The organism is Arthrobacter sp. ISL-95 (assembly GCF_018613695.1).
Taxonomy (GTDB): Bacteria; Actinomycetota; Actinomycetes; order Actinomycetales; family Micrococcaceae; genus Arthrobacter.
Genome location: NZ_JAGGPR010000025.1, coordinates 1 through 15,210, shown reverse-complemented (window position 1 = coordinate 15,210; position 15,210 = coordinate 1). Strand labels below are relative to the sequence as shown.

Below are 15,210 nucleotides of genomic sequence, written 5' to 3'. Positions count from 1 at the left end.
ACCCACAACAACACCGTAAGGAAGGCGATCTAATCGTCGGGCCCGGCTCGACCTCGGCGATGGTGACGCTGCGCGAACGCAAGACCCAATACGGAATCATCATCAATCTGCCGATCGACCACACAGCGGCCCGGACTAACGCTGCCATCACCGCCGCCTTCGCTTCCCTCCCACCGCACCTGAAGCAGACTCTCACCTGGGATCAGGGCGTAAAGATGGCCCGACACCAAGAACTCGCCGCAGCGATTGGAATCCAAATTTACTTTGCAGAACGCTCCAGCCCCTGGCAACGGGGAGCCAATGAGAACTTCAACGGGCTGGCACGCCAGTACTTCCGCAAGGGCACCGACCTGTCAAAGTACACCCACGAATACGTCAAGAGCGTCTGCAACGAGTTGAACACCAGGCCCCGCAAGACCCTCGGCTACCTCACCCCCAAGGCACTCTTCCAGGCCGAAAAAAGCACCAGGCCTGCCACCTCCGGATACACTCGAAAACAGTCGGCTGAACGGCCCGACTCACTCGAACGTTGCGTCGATCCCTAGAATCCGCCCCCCGACATATGGCACCGCCGGTGCGACACTCAAGCGATCACAGAAGCCGCCAACTATCGGCAAAGTTCACAGGGGAGTGTCACCTTGATGGGTATCCCGGTTCTAAGGAACTGGGACGAATGAGTGTGGCATTTAGCAGATCGGCCCCGACCCTAGTGTTCGCAGGTTGCATTAGTGACGCTGCCCTTTGGCGCGGCGGTGGGAAGTACGGTTTGTCGGCGCGGCCTGTGCCAGAGGTTGCCCTCCACCATCCTGCCGGGGAGTGTCACTCCGGAACGCGCTGTTGCCCCTGGGCTCCCGTCCCGGAATCAACCGGACTTTGGGGGCCGGTTGGTATCGTCAGAAGCGACGCGAAACTGTGAGAGTTGTATGTCGACCTTGTGGCCAGCAAGTGCGACCTTCCTGAAGTTTGGCCGCTTGGTATGAATCCTCGGTTGGCTTCGGTTTTTCCACGAGAAGTAGGCTTCGTGTCATGAGGAAAACACGCCTGATACCGGTGGCGGGCCTAACCCTGGCCGTAGCGTTGGTCCTGTCGGCATGCAGCACCGGCCGCTCCGCCGATGAGGAGTACGCGCGTAAGTACCGTTCCTCTGTCGAAGGTCTGGACCATGTGGTGCGGTTGGAGTCGACTTATAAGACACATGTGGGCATGGGCAGTACAGCGGACCTGTTCCTCTACGCAGATTCCTCGGACCGCGACGTCCTGGAAGGTGTGCTCGAGGATGCACTCCCTGCTGTAGTTGATGCGGCCGAAGGTGACCCGGACGTCAACTTAGGCCTGCAGGTGATATCCGAGGACGGCCAGATAGCCGTTTCCCCGTCAGACCTCGGGTACGAGGGCACCGGGAATCTCTCCAGCTACCGCCAGTTCCTGAGGAAGGACTCTGAGTGAACTTGATCCCGACACCGCCCGCTCTATTATTTCGAGCATTCGACGGGGGTCGACCCGACGGAACTGCCGTCCGGCTCATCGCGACAGCACGTGTTTGGGCTCTCTGGAGGTTGAGTAAGACCAGTCGATGCTGTTCAAGTCTTCTCATGCCGCGGGTCGGATTTTGGCGCTGACTCTGGGTGATCTTCTTTCGTCCCCTGCACGATGCACTCATCGAAGAATGCTTTGGCCGGGCGGAATACGAGTGTGAGGCACGATCAGACTTCCCATCCGGCGATCAATGTGGACGAGAATTCTCCGGGCAACGTTCCCCGGGCCGATGAGCGGTCGCCGAACCGTCCGGTGGAGGATCCTGCGCCGCACACGATGGGTGCGGCTAGGCAGTATTTACTGGCGCGTTGAGCCAGTGTGTGCCGGCGGTGAGCACTGCGGTAGTGGCTAGTGCGGCGCGCACGGTGTTCGACGCGGTCCAACGGCGGCGGTAGACCGTCCAGAAGGTTGCGCCTTCTCGTTCGAGCCGCCGGTTCAGCGGAACGCTGACTGCCAGTGTCACGAGTGTGCTGGTCAGGGACGTTCCTGCAATGAGTAAGTCGGTGACGGCTCCTCGGGGCGCGGCGGTCACTGCTAGCCCGATGGCTGCTGCGGTGGCGGATCCGAAGAGCATGATGAATGGGCCGCGTTCGGCCGCCCGGTTGATGTGAACCATTGCGGCAGTGGCATCTTCATCGCTGAGGTGTCCAAGTGCCGGCATGATCATTGCCGAGAACGCGGCGTAGATGCCACCAACTAGCCCGGCCCCTACGACTGTGGCCACTTGGATCATGACCAAGCCCCGGAGGTAGCAGCCTGTCGCGCATAAGCGTGGAACGGTGATGCGGGTCGGCCAAGCAGTCGTTCGATCCCATCGGTGATGGAGGCGTTGCGCCCATCGAGAATCTCCGTGAATAGGTGTGCAAGAGGCTCGGCTTCTTGTGTTGGTACTCCGTCGGCGGCGAGATCGTCAACAAAAGCTTGCACGTCGACCGCCTCGAAGGTGACCGGTCGGTTGCGGGCATCGGCGAGTAGCGCGGCAGCTTGAGTAAAAGTCAGCAGGTCAGGGCCGGATAGTTCGTAGGTGGCCTCTTCGGGCACTGTTCGGGTCAGTGCGACGACTGCTGCGTCAGCTACGTCGTCGAGATCAACGAATGCTTCAGGAACGTCAGGGGCCGGTAGCCGCAGGCGACCGCGTCGGACTGGTCCGGTGAGGAAATGCTCGGAGAAGTTCTGCTGGAACCATGAACAGCGCAGGACCGTCGTCGGCACCCCGCCCTCGCGCAGGGCCGCCTCGCTCGCTCGGGCCCCCTCCTCGCCACGACCCGACAGTAGAACAAGGCGTTCGAGGCCCTTTGTGGCGGCCAGGCGGCCAAGGGCTTCCATTTTTTCGGGCACTCCGGGAAAGGCGAGGTCGGGGGTAAAGCAGACGTACGCGGCGGTGGTGCCATGGAGGGCCGGGGCCCAGGTAGCGCGTTCGTCCCAGTCGAAGCCGGTGCGGCGTGACGCGGGCCGTGCGGGGAGTGAGGCGGCAGTCAGGCGATTAAGGATGCGGGAACCGGAGCGGCCAGCGCCGCCGAGGATGAGAGTGGTCATGCATCCAGTGAACCCCAAAATTCGTAGACGAAGAATGGGTGAGGCTCGCTTCATCCTTCGTCATCGTCTAAGTTTATCGGGTGGACCCCTTGACGCATTTTCTCGACGGACCTCGCGCGGTGGGCGCTTTCGCTCTTTCAATGCATATGAACGGCCCTTGGGGCGTCAGCGTCCGCGACCAGGCTGCCCTTTCCGTTCTTGCAGTGACCAAGGGTCAGATCCGGGTCGACGGTACGCTAGTCGAGGCTGGCGATGTGGCTCTTGTACGAGGCCCTGAGCCGTATAACGTAACCGATGCTGCTGCTAGCGCCCCCTCCATTGAAATTGGCCCTGGCCAGCAGTGCACCACTCTCGATGGTCGCGACCTCCGCGACGATCTCCGGCACGGCATCCGCCGATGGGGCAATGCCGCGGACGGAGAGACATCCCTGCTTATCGGCACCTACGAACGCCCGGACGAGGCTGGTGGTCTCGTCACTCGGGCTCTGCCCCGAATTACCCTCGTGCCACGCGAGCGTTCCGACGGGCCCTTAGTAAGCCTGCTCGCACGTGAGCTCTCACACGACGATCCTGCGGCGCAGGTAGTCGTTGATCGCCTGCTCGATGTGCTCGTCGTCAGCACGATTCGCCGCTGGCTCAACAGTCCCGACCGCCCGGATAAGGCCACATGGCTCGCCTGCAATGACCCGTTAGTGGTGCGCGCCCTTGAATGTCTGCACTCCGAACCCGCAGCACCCTGGACCGTGGAGAGTCTCGCCCGCCGAGTGAATACCTCGCGCGCCTCATTCGCCGCCCGCTTCCGAGCAGGCGTTGGAGAGCCACCCATGACCTACCTCACCCGTTGGCGCCTCACGCTTGCCAGCGATCTTCTCCGGGCCCCGGGCGCCACCGTTTCGCAGGTAGCCCACACCGTGGGCTACCACAATGCCTACGCGTTCAGTACAGCATTCAAACGCCAAGTAGGAGCAACACCAACGCAATACCGCCAACGCCGCCCCACGCTATCGACAATCTCCAACCCCTATGTTGAAGCGACCAATCCTCATCAAATAACGCACGCTGAAGGATCCCTTATCGGACGCCCTCCGCTGATTCACGCCCACCCGCAGGGAGTGTTTTCCTAGTTTCCGGGAAAGCGTTCCCGCAGGTTCCGGTGGACGTCCGCCGCCGACTTTGCGCCGGTCGCCGCCTCCGCAGTGAGTCCGAGAACCGCCGAGGCCCCGGCACCAGGCGTTCCCTGGGGCGAGACGCGCGACAAGTCGGCGGCCAGCAGAACCTCGATGGCCAGCAGATCCTCGAGGAGGCCTAACGCTTGCTCGGTTGTCCGGACGCTGAGCATAGCGCCCGTTGCGTGGTCCTCGACTCCGACATCCAGGACGGTCGAGTCCAGGGTCGCGGGCGCCGCCAAGAGCCGGAGTTCGGTGTAGCAGGCGGACCCGGCGTAGCGAAGCTGCATCCCTGGGGCCGCGTCTGGCCCGCGGTTCCCGGGCGGAGGGCCCGACTTCCTCGCCGCCATGATGGCATTCCACAAATGGCTCATTCGGCGTTCGCTCAACTGCCCGACGTGGACCAGGGCGACGCGCAGGGCGTCGAAGGCAATGGCCAGCACGATCGGATGGAAGTTGCCGGTGCTCAGCACCGAGCTGGATTCAACGTCGATCAGGGGATTGTCGCTTGCGGAGTTCAGCTCGGTGTGCACTGCACGCCCGGCCGTGGTGAGAAACTCCCGGAACGCCCCGTGAACCTGCGGAACTACCCGGAAGGAGAGAGCATCCTGAAGGGACCGTGGGCCATCACGGGTCAGGAGTTGGGAGCCTTCCAGCAGTTCATGCAGATGGGCCGCTGCCGCCACTTGCCCCGGGTACGGCTTGGCCGCCGCTGCGGGCGCCGAGAAACCGGAGGGGTTCCCACGTATCGCCTCGATGGATAGGACGACGGCCTGGTCCGCTGCCAGGGCTGTCCGGGCCGCGCGTGCCAGCACCAGGGCGCCATGGCCGATCGAGACGCCGTTGGCCGAGATCAACGCCAGCCCATCCCGACCTTGAAGCCGGAGCGGTTGGATCCCAGCCCGGTGCAAAGCCTCCGCGCCTGGGAGAACCTCGCCCTGGAATTCAGCCGTGCCGGTTCCTACAGCCACCTGGGCGATGCCAGCCATTGGGCTGATGTCGGCAGCCCCGACCGACCCCCTGCTGTGCACTACTGGGTGCACCCCGGCGTTCAACATGGCCAGCAGCGTTCCCGCCGCATCCGGGCTTGCACCGGAACCGCCCCGGGCTATGCCGCAGACGCGAACGGCCATCGCGGCCCGGACCACTGTCCGGTCCAGCAGGGGCCCGAACGCGCCGCCGTGGGTCGCCACCAGGAACTGCTGCATCTGCTCAAGCTCTTCTCGCGGGACCCGGGTGTCCTTGCCGTGCCCGACGCGGGTGCTGAGTCCGTAGATCGCGTCGCCGCTGGACATGGCCTCATTCAACAAGGCCCGGCTTGCGGCAATCCGTGCCTTGGCCGACTCGCCGAGCACCAGCGGCGTGCCGTGGGCTACTGCGACGAGTTCATCCTGTGTCATTGGCAGATCGGTGATGGTGACTGGTTTCATGGCGTTGCCTCCCGTCAGCCAGTGTGGCCCCGCGTGCCTGAGCGGGCAAGAGAAGACCGTTCGGCAGGACACTTCCCGCTTGCTGCCGTTCGGGTTCGCGTAGTTGGGATCGGGCCATCCTGGGGCGTGTGAGGATTTCCAGACTCCGCACACGAAAGATAAGCAAAAGGGCAACGGCCCGTTGCCTCTCAGGAGAACATCATGTCCGCGATTCGCTCTTTTCCCGGCTCTCCAATCGACCGCGCCATTGCCGCCGGCTCAAGCCAAGCATCGGACCGCAAAATCTGTGAACCGCAACGCTATTTGGCGTCCTTTTCGCGACGCCAAATGGCCAGAGTCTTCCAGTTTGCGACCCGCAGTGGGGATAAGGGGCGCGATCTTCGAAAGCCCTCCAGCGTTGCGGTATCCGCTTCTCTGATCCTGCGTCCGGGTCACGACCCGGGAGTATTTGCCGACGAGGAACCTAGCCCCGAGTATTCGGGCGTCTATTCTCCCGACCGATCGATCACCGTAGTGCTCGCCAGGTTACGCGGGTGCCGCCACGTCTCAGCTAGGGATGGCTCGCATAAGGGCCCGTTAGCGGATCGATGCTTACGGGCGGGTTAGGAGACTACTCAGCCCGCGTAAGCCCGAATGACTGGATTACCTCCCCGCGTGTGGCGCACGGTTCGGGGGCGCGCTTTAGAGGCCGAGATATTGAGTCGTGGTCGTGTTGTCGTTGTAGGTGACTTCGATGGGAACGGCTTGGTCGGAAGAGTTTGTCAGTTCTGTACCAGGAAACCAGAAGGCGAACTGACCTTTGGAGACCGTTGCCTCGATTTGTTCCCCGCTTACGCTGGTGTAGGCGATAGCGGCAACGTCGGTTCCTACCTGACCAGATGCCATCGAGAGGGGATTGTTTGAAATTACCCCTGTTCCGAGTTGGGTGGCTCGGACTCCTCGGGGCGGGAGCGGCTGACCGTTTTCGGAGTTTCCCACTGAACCGATGGATCCTTTCTTGAACCATGGGGCGGTGCTATCTGTGGTGCATGTTGCTTCGAAGCCGTTGGATCCGGCGATGACGACAGTGGTCCAGGCGCCACGTTTTTCAGCGATGGCCACTTCTGCTGCTTCCAGATCCTTAGCGTACATACCGCTGCCGACACCTTGGCTTGACCGGATGCAGTCGGAGACCGCACTGTCGCGCTCGGTGCCAATCAGCTCACCTGGGGCGGCGGTCCACGTTGCGAAGGCCGGGTCGCCTCCTGAAAGTGCTGGTACGACGAGGAACCCGGCTGTGGCCGCCAGAGCAACGGCTCCCAAGGCGGGGGTTCGCCAGCGGCGGCTCGGCCGTGGCGTGGACGTTTTGGGGTCTGTGGGTGCCGGATCAGTTGGGTAGGAACTGAGAATCTGTTCCAGGTCTTTCTGTGAACGATTCGAATCTGGAGCTGCGCTTAGCTTGGCTGCGTCCAAGGAACGAATAAGCGTGTCAATATCGTGGGTGGTTTTCATGATGTAGAGGCCCTCTCGGGAAGTGTTGCTGGTGCGGCAGACTCGCTTTGGGGAAAATGGTGGAGCAGTAATCGCAAGGCTCTCCTCGCCCGGGTTAGGCGGAGCCGAAAAGCCACGGGAGAAATTCCTACGACGCTTGCTGCTTGTGGTGCGGAGAGGTTTTCCAAGATCGCGAGTCCCAGGGTCTCTTGGTGGACCTCAGAGAGAAGGGCCCAAGCTTTGCCCAAATCAACGCGGCAGTTGACCAGATCCGCGTGAGATGGGCGATGAGAAACGGTCGCCACCTCAGCTAAGCGGACACCCAAGGCCTGTCGTCGATGTTCTCCACGGCGCGCGTTCAGCATGAGATTTCGTGTGATGCCGAAGACCCAGGCACGTGCGTCATCCTGGAGTGCCGGCGCTTCCGAAAATCGTCGCCAAACTATGAGGAACGTCTCAGCCACCACGTCCTCAGCGTCCGCCGCTTCAGTGCGACGCTGAACGAACTTCAGTAGGTCGGCATACGCCGTTTCGTAAAGTGCCCGAAAAGCCTTTTCCCTGTCAGGGGCTCGCGATAGGTAGCTCATACCCTGTACTTGTCCGCCACACACCTAAGTGTGTTGCATTCATCAAAAACTTTCACAGTCCGAGTCCTTCTCAGCGCTGCAAACAACGGCGCCCAACGCCCCTGCGGCATCGTGCCTCGCTCGATGACGGCAGTACCCGGGGAAGGATCCCTCACCGGGCAGCCTTGACGCGGAAAGAAACGCATACCGGTACAGCGCCTTCGGGTCTCAATGGGTAGTGAGCCTTGGGCCCAACCAAGAAAATGGACCCTGGTACCAGGCAACAGATCTTAAACGGTTTGGGGCGGGCAAGGAGTGCATAAGAAATGCTCTCAACTTGCCCGCCCCGCGTTACAGATACTGCACTGGCCGTCTCACGATCAGGTACTGCTGGTGTTGCGCTGGCCGTCTCAAGCTGTCGACGACCAGATACTACTGATACTGCTGTGTCCGTCTCCTACTGCTTGACGGCGCGGTACTGCTGGTACTGCACTGGCCATCTCAAGCTGTCGACGACCAGGTATTACTGCAACGGTGCTTCCCCCTAAAACAGCTAACTACACCACTTCAGTCGGGGGAACTTCCGTTCTCGTTTTCTTACGAGAAAAAAATAGCCACTCTTTGAAACCTCGTCAAGTCGCCCCTGGACGCCCCGAGTCAGGTCCCCCTTCACGGCTGACCCGGGACCTGCATGGAAGGAAACCTTGCCGCAGCCGGGCGCAGCGACTACGGATCCGATGGACACGCGCCCAAGGGTCGAGATCTGCGAAAACACCTTCACCCTGCGCATTTCTTCCTCACGAACGCGGGGCGGTTGTACTGCACGAGACTGCGAAGAGCTCTCTGCCCGAGGCCATGAACGGCCACCTGTAGAGCTATGGCCAACGGAACAACCACAGCCAGGACTATGGCCGGATCCTTCCGTACGAACCATGTAAATAGTGCATCCACCCAAGGCTTGATGAAGGTATTGATCAAGTCAGCACCCTAAACGACGTTCGGCCTATCGAAGTTTCCCAGGAGTAGAGTCACCAGCAGGAGCAACAGCAAAGTAGTTTCGATGAAATGTCGAAAGACTGTTGAGAATCTGTCCACGACGAGTCTTGGAGTCCTGGCGGCCATGTTCGAGATCCTCTCATGACTACTTCTCAACACTGGCAGATGACGGGAAGTTAGTAAGTCGGCCCACAGAGCAGAAGGGCTTATGTGCGGCAGATACGTGTGTTCAAAACAGGGAGTGACCTTCTGAGCCATTTCGAGGCCAAGGAAGTTGAAGGTAGGCCGCCCGGGTCGAGCTGCAGCGTCGCCTCACCCAGAACGTGCCGATCGTGGGCGAACGACTGGAATGAGGACACCACGACCGGCGCCTGCTGATCGCAAAGTGGGGGCTGATGCCGTCCTGGTCGAAGGACAGCAAGATCGGGTAGAAACTTCTCTGCGCTGACTGATACGTGCGCGTCCCTTCACACGCGGATGTACCGAAGGCTGTCTCCGCAACGGGCAGTTTTGCAAGACTTTCGGGGCTACATACGGGACGGGTATGTTTCGCGAGTCTCCGAGGTACTGGATGGACGGGAAGTTGTCCCGTCCCGGTGGTCCCACTTCTAAGGAAGTGGGACTCTACGAATTCTGGCCGACGTGATTTTCAGTTAGGCGTATTCCGAGCAAGAGCCCAGGTGGTTCTGACTGCCTTCACCGCGAGGGCCCCGGTGAACAATAGCGTCATCAGGATCGCAGCTGAAAAGGCGAGGACCATTACCCCGATGATGTGAACCAGCAGGACGGCAGAGATCACTACAGTGTGTGTGTCGAAAAGTTCCATGGTTCATTTCTCGGGATGTAGGTTGATCGAGGTTGCTGCTGGTTCTATGAAAGGGGCCGGTAGAGCTGTTCGGGGCTGTAGCGGCCCAGTTTGGCGGCCCCAGTTTGGCATTTCCTCTGGAGGGTCCTCACTGCGGGATGTTTGTTATGGGGCGCCGGACCCGGCCGGTGTAGCCGGTCCGGCGCCGACGAGCTGGGTCCGGAGCCGGACCGGGATGCCCTTGTCGGTGAACTCTTTGTCCATGGCTTCCTGCGCGGTGGCGTACTGGCCGTTCTGGACAGAGTAGCCCTGGAACTCCCAGTTGTAGACGCTTGACCAGACCTGTCCGTATTCATCCAGGTATCGGCCGTTATTTTGGAGTTTGGCGATCCTGTACCAGGCGTTGCCGCCGTCCAGGCTCTGGGCCCGGAGGCCTTCGTCGGAGATGGAGTAGGCGATCCAGCCTTCGGCGCAGCCGAGCACGGTGTAGTGCTGCTGGTATTCGGCAGGGATTGGCTTAATGGCCGGGACCTGGTCCTGACGTTGAATGTCGATGTTGGCAGGTGTGCAGGCACCCGCGGCGGGGCCGGGAGGAGCTGCAGTGGTGGGCGGCACAGTGGTCGGGGCGGGAACCGGCGGTGCAACCGGCGCTGTTGTGGCCACGGCCGGGATGGTGGGCGTCGGCGCTTGGGTAGCCTCAGCCGTCGGGGTTGGCGTTGGGGTTGGGGTTGGCGTTGGTGACTGCGATGGCGTGGCCGTCGTCGTCGTCGTCGGCGAAGCGCTGGCGGTGTTGGTAGTGGCCGGTGCCGGTGCCGATTGCGGTGCCAGGTTCCCTGCTACGACGACTGCCCCGACGACGGCCGCGGCGGCGAGAACCACACCGGCGGTGCCTGCCCACCCCGTCCGCCGACGTTTGCGCTCGGTGAGAGAGACGACGTTGGGGTCGTCGGAGAAGACATGGGACCGGCCCGTCAGGGCACCCGGGGTGGTGCCAGGTTCGGGGACGCGGGGTTTGGAGTTTTTCATGAGTTGTTCGATGCGGTCCATGATTAGACTTCCCGTTCTGTCATGAGGTGTTGTGGTGCAGCTTTCGCAAAGGCTTTACGGGCCCTGTGGAGCCTGACCGCGGCAGCGGAGGCTGTGCATCCGAGGCTCTCAGCCAGTTCTGCGGTGGTGAGATCGTCCCAGTAAGAGAGCATCAGGATTTCCCGGTCGCGGTCCTTGAGCCTAGAGAGGATTTCGGCGACGCTCGCTTGCTGCTCATCATTGCCGGTAGTGGCGGCCCGGGTTCGGGCTTCTTCAGCCAGACGCTGCATGAGTTCTTCTCGGCGGCGCCGGCCTTTGTATTCGTTGCCCAGCACATTCCGGGCTGTAGCTATCAGCCATCCAAGGCCAGGCGGCTCGGGGGGGGGTTGTTTCTCCCAGACGATCCGGAACACGTCATTGGCGAGTTCCTCGGCCCGTTCACGATCGTTGATCCGGTACGCGATGTACTGGTAGATGCGGCTGAAGTGTTCAGCATGCAGAGCACTCAGTTCCTGCTCTCTGGTAGCCAACATCTTTATTTCTTTCCCCCGGGCTAGCGCTTGATGATTCAAACACTTAGTTTCCCGGAAGGTTCTGTTTCTTACATAAACGGAGTGAAACTTAAAAAGAGACACCCGGCGAGCTTCCTAGAAAGCCCACCGGGTGTCTGCTGTGCGGGTGCTAGGCCGCGTAGCGAAGACTGGTCAGCAGAGCCCGAAGCTTGACGTATTGATCAGTTTTCATCCACGCTTCAGCGGTTTCAGGCGTCATGGACGCGTCGATCTGGGCTACCGCGGTTGCTGCCCCGTTCGGCATGATCATGAAGCTGTTCACGGAGGGGCTGTCGGGGCCTTCTGTCATGAAGTAATCAGCCACAACCCCCATGTAGTAGCGGACCGGAAATTCAGGGAAGGTATTCTCATCCCTTATGAAGGCGAAGTGAGAGGCCCCGTTGCGGCTGTCGAACGTGCTGAGTTCCTGTGAGTCGAGGATGGTGCGGTTGACCGGCCCTGCGACCAGACCACCGGTGCCTCCGCTGGTGATGTGGGCAACTTTGCCACCGGTCTCGTCGAAGATATTGGCGGCCAGTGAGTTCTCTTTCGCACCGGGATGATCGGCATTTTCGTTGTACGGCGCCTGTTCCACCTGTACAGTCCAGCCGGCGGGCACATCAAAGGAGATGTGGCCGTCCGGGAAGGTAAACGTGCCGTTCCCGTAGTCGGGCGAGACGTGCGGGGTTGAGGGGACCACGGGGGTAATCGGTGTCACCACGGGTGCCGATGGCGGAGTGGTCTGGGGTGCGGTGACTGTGGGTTCGGCAGGAGCGGTTGGTGCTGCCGGCACGGATACGGGTGCTTGCTTTACAGGATTGGCAAGGACCGGGACCACGACAGCCGGTGCAGGCGCAGTGACCTCGGCCGGTTCACTGTCTTGGGCGGGAGCGCTGACGTCAGGGGAGGGGAGCTTAGCCTCCACAGGCGCGGCAGGTGGCTGCGCGGGAATCGAGATGTCAGCTGAAGCTGCGGGTGTAATCGAAGTACTCGCATCCGGTGCTGCCGGTGTGCAGGCGACGAGAGTGAGTGCCAGCGCAAGCGATGTCAGAGTCGCGTACTTGGCATAGTCGGATCGGCGGTACTTCATGGTTGGGTTCCTTCCCCATAGGACTGTTAAAGCAAATCGCCTGCTCATACATGTTGTTTCCAGCAAGGGACGGATGATTACACCCGAAACCAAAAATCGTTCAGCGATTTTTCTTCCCAGACGGGTCGCGACCCTGACAGCGGCCCCAACGAAGCCGAATGCATCGTGAAAAAGGTTGTAGCGACCACCCCGCGCCGCCGAACTGGCGGTCCTTGGTCTGTAGGACTTTGCTGGGCTGTACCGTGGGTGGCTGGCAGCCTGGCGCTGTGGCCCGGCTTGTGTGTGATTAACCATGGACGCAAACTCATGGAGGAAGGTATGGATCTACTGAGTTCAACCGCGGTGAGCGGTTTATGGGCAGGGATGGGGAGAAGCGCCCAGGGGTGTGGCACCTGAATTGGGTGTGGACTGCGTATGGTGGATACCGACTTTCCGAAACCCATGATGGAGCAGGCCATGAATGTAAATTCCACGCACGCCACTTTTAGGCAGAAGCTGCTGCTCGCGGTGGCTGCGGCTGGTTTGGCGGCTACTATTTTCCTGTTCGGCCGGCACTCCGGGTCCTGCTGAAGGCACTCTGAAAAGTGACTCCGGGATCGCCACTGACGCCGGGGAGGATACTGCCTCCGGGAGCCCCGAGGCCACGGAAGATGCTGAAGGGTCGCTGTCCACTAAAGAAGCCTGCAGCGGGTTCAACACCTTGTTCGCCGAATATGCGGCCAACAAGGGTACCGATGCCAACGCTTACGAAGATGTGTACCTCAAGGCTGACGAGCTGGGTGATCAGGTTACCGGTGACCTCAAGGGGCTCTTCGCCTCGCTGAGCGTCCTTGCCTTGGAGCACGCTACTGCCACGGAAACGGGTGGGTCGCCGTCCCAGGAAGCTCGTGACGCGGTGAGCGATCAGTTCAAGGTCAGCGCCCCGACCTGCACCGCGGAAGGCGTCACCCTTCGCCTTTAGACCAAATCGTTCGGTTCAAGGAACCGGGCCGTTCCTTGCGCCGTATGGCCGGATGGCGACTGACGGCACTGATGCTTGTGCCTTTGGTCATCCGAGTTCCGGATTCGAATGCCAGATGGACACGCATTGTTTTGTTCCTTGTAGCCGTCTCACCCTCATTTGGCTTCGGACTTTTCCACAAGAAAGTAGGCTTCGTGTTATGAGGAAAACACGACTGATAGCGGTGGCGGGCCTAGCCCTGGCCGTAGCGTTGGGCCTGTCGGCATGCAGCACCGGCCGCTCCGCCGATGAGGAGTACGCGCATAAGTACCGTTCCTCTGTCGAAGGTCTGGACCATGTGGTTCGGCTGGAGTCGACTTTAAGTCAACGGCGGGTATGGGCGGCACAGCGGGCCTGTTCCTCTACGCAGATTCCTCGGACCAGGACGTCCTGGAAGGTGTGCTCGAGGATGCACTCCCTGCTGTAGTTGATGCGGCCGAAGGTGACCCGGACGTCAACTTAGGCCTGCAGGTGATATCCGAGGACGGCCAGATAGCCGTTTCCCCGTCAGCCCTTGGGTACGAGGGCACGGGGAATCTCTCCAGCTACCGCCAGTTCCTGAGGAAGGACTCTGAGTGAACTTGATCCGGACACCGCCCGCTCTATTATTTCGAGCATTCGACGGGGGTCGACCCGACGGAACTGCCGTCCGGCTCATCGCGACAGCACGTGTTTGGGCTCTCTGGAGGTTGAGTAAGACCAGTCGATGCTGTTCAAGTCTTCTCATGCCGCGGGTCGGATTTTGGCACTGACTCTGGGCAGGACTCTCAGGAGAATTTTATGAGAACCGTGATGTATGTCGCATGGGCGATCTTTGTGGTGGTTGCCGCCTTGTCGATCGTTCTGATGGTGAGGAAAACGCGGCGGCTGGAGCGGGAAACCGCCAATTGGCCGCGCGCGACTGCCACCGTCACAGGGCATGTCCGGGGGTGGAGCAGCGGTGTTGGTGGGGCAAATAGGAACCCCCGCTATTTTCCCGCTTATCAGTTCGTTAACACACGCGGAACGCTCTTTGCGGGCCAATCAGAGATCCCCGGCGCCGAGGTCCCCGTGCCCGGAAGCACTATCGAAGTGGCTTATAACCCGGTAAACCCCAACCAGTCATTCCACCAGTCGCCCAAGACCCGCCACACGTTGGGCTGTGCCATTCCGTTCATGGTGGCAATCGCGGTGGCGTTCTACTTCTTCATCGGGATCTTCCCCCAATGACCACGGAAATCATCGTGGTACTACCAGCCATAGCGGCGACTGCCGTCCATCGGTCATCCGTCCCGGGCTGTTCCCAGCCGGGAGATTCCGCTTCCAAAGAAATGGGACGTCCTGATTAGTCGGCCGCGTGAACCCTCGTGCCCTAACGTTCCAGTCACCCCTTGGGTATACCAATGTCCGACAAAGAATCATCTAGGGGGGTGAGCCGCCCTTATCGGCGTCCTGGGAAGCGGCCTCCGGTACCGGGGCGTCCTGGAGGAGGCCTCGTCAGCTTTCTCGCGGGCGCCGGGGGAGGCTTCAAATGAAGCATCCACCAGAGTACGGGGTTGGCGACGACTTTCGGGCTTTCTGGGTGCAGAGAAGTAGCCGTAGGGAAGTGGCCGGGCACTAATCAACGCCGGCCGGTGAGCGATCGGCTATCGGGCACCCATGAAGGACGCTGTCTGGCACGCGGCCGTCATGGCAGATCGGGCTCTTCGCGCGTTCGATTTGATACACCTCGGAGTCCAGCTGAGCTTGGCGCGCGTGGGGATGGCGCCAAGGCCTAGCGAAGGATTCTCTGCGGGGCAGGCGGGTGATAGACGGTCGTTGGTCCTTCTTCGCAAGGAAGGCGGCCATGTGACAACGAGAATAGGTCTTTGCGTTTAGCATGGGTCCAGAGGTGCACCTATTGGGGGAGTGTGTGATGGGGCCGTTGGAATCGATCCAAGGAAACGCAGAGAAAAAAGCATCAGCAGGCGAAGATTCGCGTTCGCGGGTTCCACGAAAGCGAAAGCGCTCCTCGGGGCTGAAGAAACTCCAGCTTGGGATCCTGTTGGTGCTGATTGTC

Annotated in this window: 15 protein-coding genes; 6 read left to right on the top strand and 9 right to left on the bottom strand. The window is 60.9% G+C overall.

All coding sequences use genetic code 11. The features are described 5' to 3' along the window. Nucleotides 1-545 (top strand): IS30 family transposase (locus J7I86_RS22560; RefSeq protein ID WP_214823085.1); only part of this gene is annotated, 545 nt, incomplete at its 5' end. Between the two features lie 481 nt (nt 546-1,026). Then, complete coding sequence (locus tag J7I86_RS22555; protein WP_214823084.1) at nt 1,027-1,446, top strand: hypothetical protein; 420 nt, start codon at nt 1,027-1,029, stop codon at nt 1,444-1,446. Nucleotides 1,447-1,822: 376 nt separating this feature from the next. Here the strand turns inward: J7I86_RS22555 and J7I86_RS22550 are convergent, their stop codons facing one another. Continuing rightward, entirely contained in the window at nt 1,823-2,269 is a 447-nt protein-coding gene (locus tag J7I86_RS22550; RefSeq protein WP_214823083.1) for an anthrone oxygenase family protein, read from the bottom strand. After that, complete coding sequence (locus J7I86_RS22545; RefSeq protein WP_214823082.1) at nt 2,266-3,072, bottom strand: SDR family oxidoreductase; 807 nt, start codon at nt 3,070-3,072, stop codon at nt 2,266-2,268. The genes J7I86_RS22550 and J7I86_RS22545 overlap by 4 nt, the downstream gene beginning before the upstream one ends. An 80-nt stretch (nt 3,073-3,152) precedes the next feature. On the opposite strand from J7I86_RS22545, the gene J7I86_RS22540 reads away from it, so the two are divergent. Beyond that, on the top strand, nt 3,153-4,196 hold the full coding sequence (locus J7I86_RS22540; RefSeq protein ID WP_214823081.1) for an AraC family transcriptional regulator: 1,044 nt from the start codon (nt 3,153-3,155) through the stop codon (nt 4,194-4,196). Here J7I86_RS22540 and J7I86_RS22535 read toward each other — a convergent pair. From J7I86_RS22535 to J7I86_RS22505, 7 genes are all read right to left on the bottom strand, one after another. Continuing rightward, nucleotides 4,193-5,668, bottom strand: coding sequence for an aromatic amino acid ammonia-lyase (locus J7I86_RS22535; RefSeq protein ID WP_214823080.1), 1,476 nt, complete (start codon nt 5,666-5,668; stop codon nt 4,193-4,195). The two genes, J7I86_RS22540 and J7I86_RS22535, sit on opposite strands and share 4 nt — an antisense overlap. A gap of 681 nt (nt 5,669-6,349) precedes the next feature. Beyond that, on the bottom strand, nt 6,350-7,159 hold the full coding sequence (locus tag J7I86_RS22530; protein WP_214823079.1) for a hypothetical protein: 810 nt from the start codon (nt 7,157-7,159) through the stop codon (nt 6,350-6,352). Continuing rightward, entirely contained in the window at nt 7,156-7,725 is a 570-nt protein-coding gene (locus tag J7I86_RS22525; RefSeq protein WP_214823078.1) for an RNA polymerase sigma factor, read from the bottom strand. The genes J7I86_RS22530 and J7I86_RS22525 overlap by 4 nt, the downstream gene beginning before the upstream one ends. A gap of 1,624 nt (nt 7,726-9,349) precedes the next feature. Next, nucleotides 9,350-9,526, bottom strand: a complete 177-nt coding sequence (locus tag J7I86_RS22520) for a hypothetical protein (protein ID WP_214823077.1) — start codon at nt 9,524-9,526, stop codon at nt 9,350-9,352. 144 nt (nt 9,527-9,670) lie between these two features. Then, nucleotides 9,671-10,552, bottom strand: a complete 882-nt coding sequence (locus tag J7I86_RS22515) for a hypothetical protein (protein WP_214823076.1) — start codon at nt 10,550-10,552, stop codon at nt 9,671-9,673. 2 nt (nt 10,553-10,554) lie between these two features. Then, nucleotides 10,555-11,064: an RNA polymerase sigma factor gene (locus J7I86_RS22510; protein ID WP_214823075.1), complete on the bottom strand. Its 510-nt coding sequence runs from the start codon at nt 11,062-11,064 to the stop codon at nt 10,555-10,557. A gap of 148 nt (nt 11,065-11,212) precedes the next feature. After that, a complete protein-coding gene (locus J7I86_RS22505) occupies nt 11,213-12,172 on the bottom strand; it encodes a hypothetical protein (RefSeq protein ID WP_286180165.1) in 960 nt (319 codons plus the stop codon). A 700-nt stretch (nt 12,173-12,872) separates the two neighbouring features. Between J7I86_RS22505 and J7I86_RS23060 the strand changes: the two genes are divergently transcribed. From J7I86_RS23060 to J7I86_RS22490, 3 genes are all read left to right on the top strand, one after another. Beyond that, nucleotides 12,873-13,133 (top strand): hypothetical protein, encoded by a 261-nt coding sequence (locus tag J7I86_RS23060; protein ID WP_286180164.1) that lies wholly within the window; start codon nt 12,873-12,875, stop codon nt 13,131-13,133. A 375-nt stretch (nt 13,134-13,508) separates the two neighbouring features. Next, nucleotides 13,509-13,751 carry a hypothetical protein gene (locus J7I86_RS22495; protein WP_214823074.1) on the top strand — a complete coding sequence of 81 codons (243 nt, stop codon included), beginning with the start codon at nt 13,509-13,511 and terminating at the stop codon, nt 13,749-13,751. Nucleotides 13,752-13,952: 201 nt separating this feature from the next. Then, nucleotides 13,953-14,381, top strand: coding sequence for a DUF3592 domain-containing protein (locus tag J7I86_RS22490; RefSeq protein ID WP_214823073.1), 429 nt, complete (start codon nt 13,953-13,955; stop codon nt 14,379-14,381). The last annotated feature ends 829 nt before the right edge of the window (nt 14,382-15,210 follow it).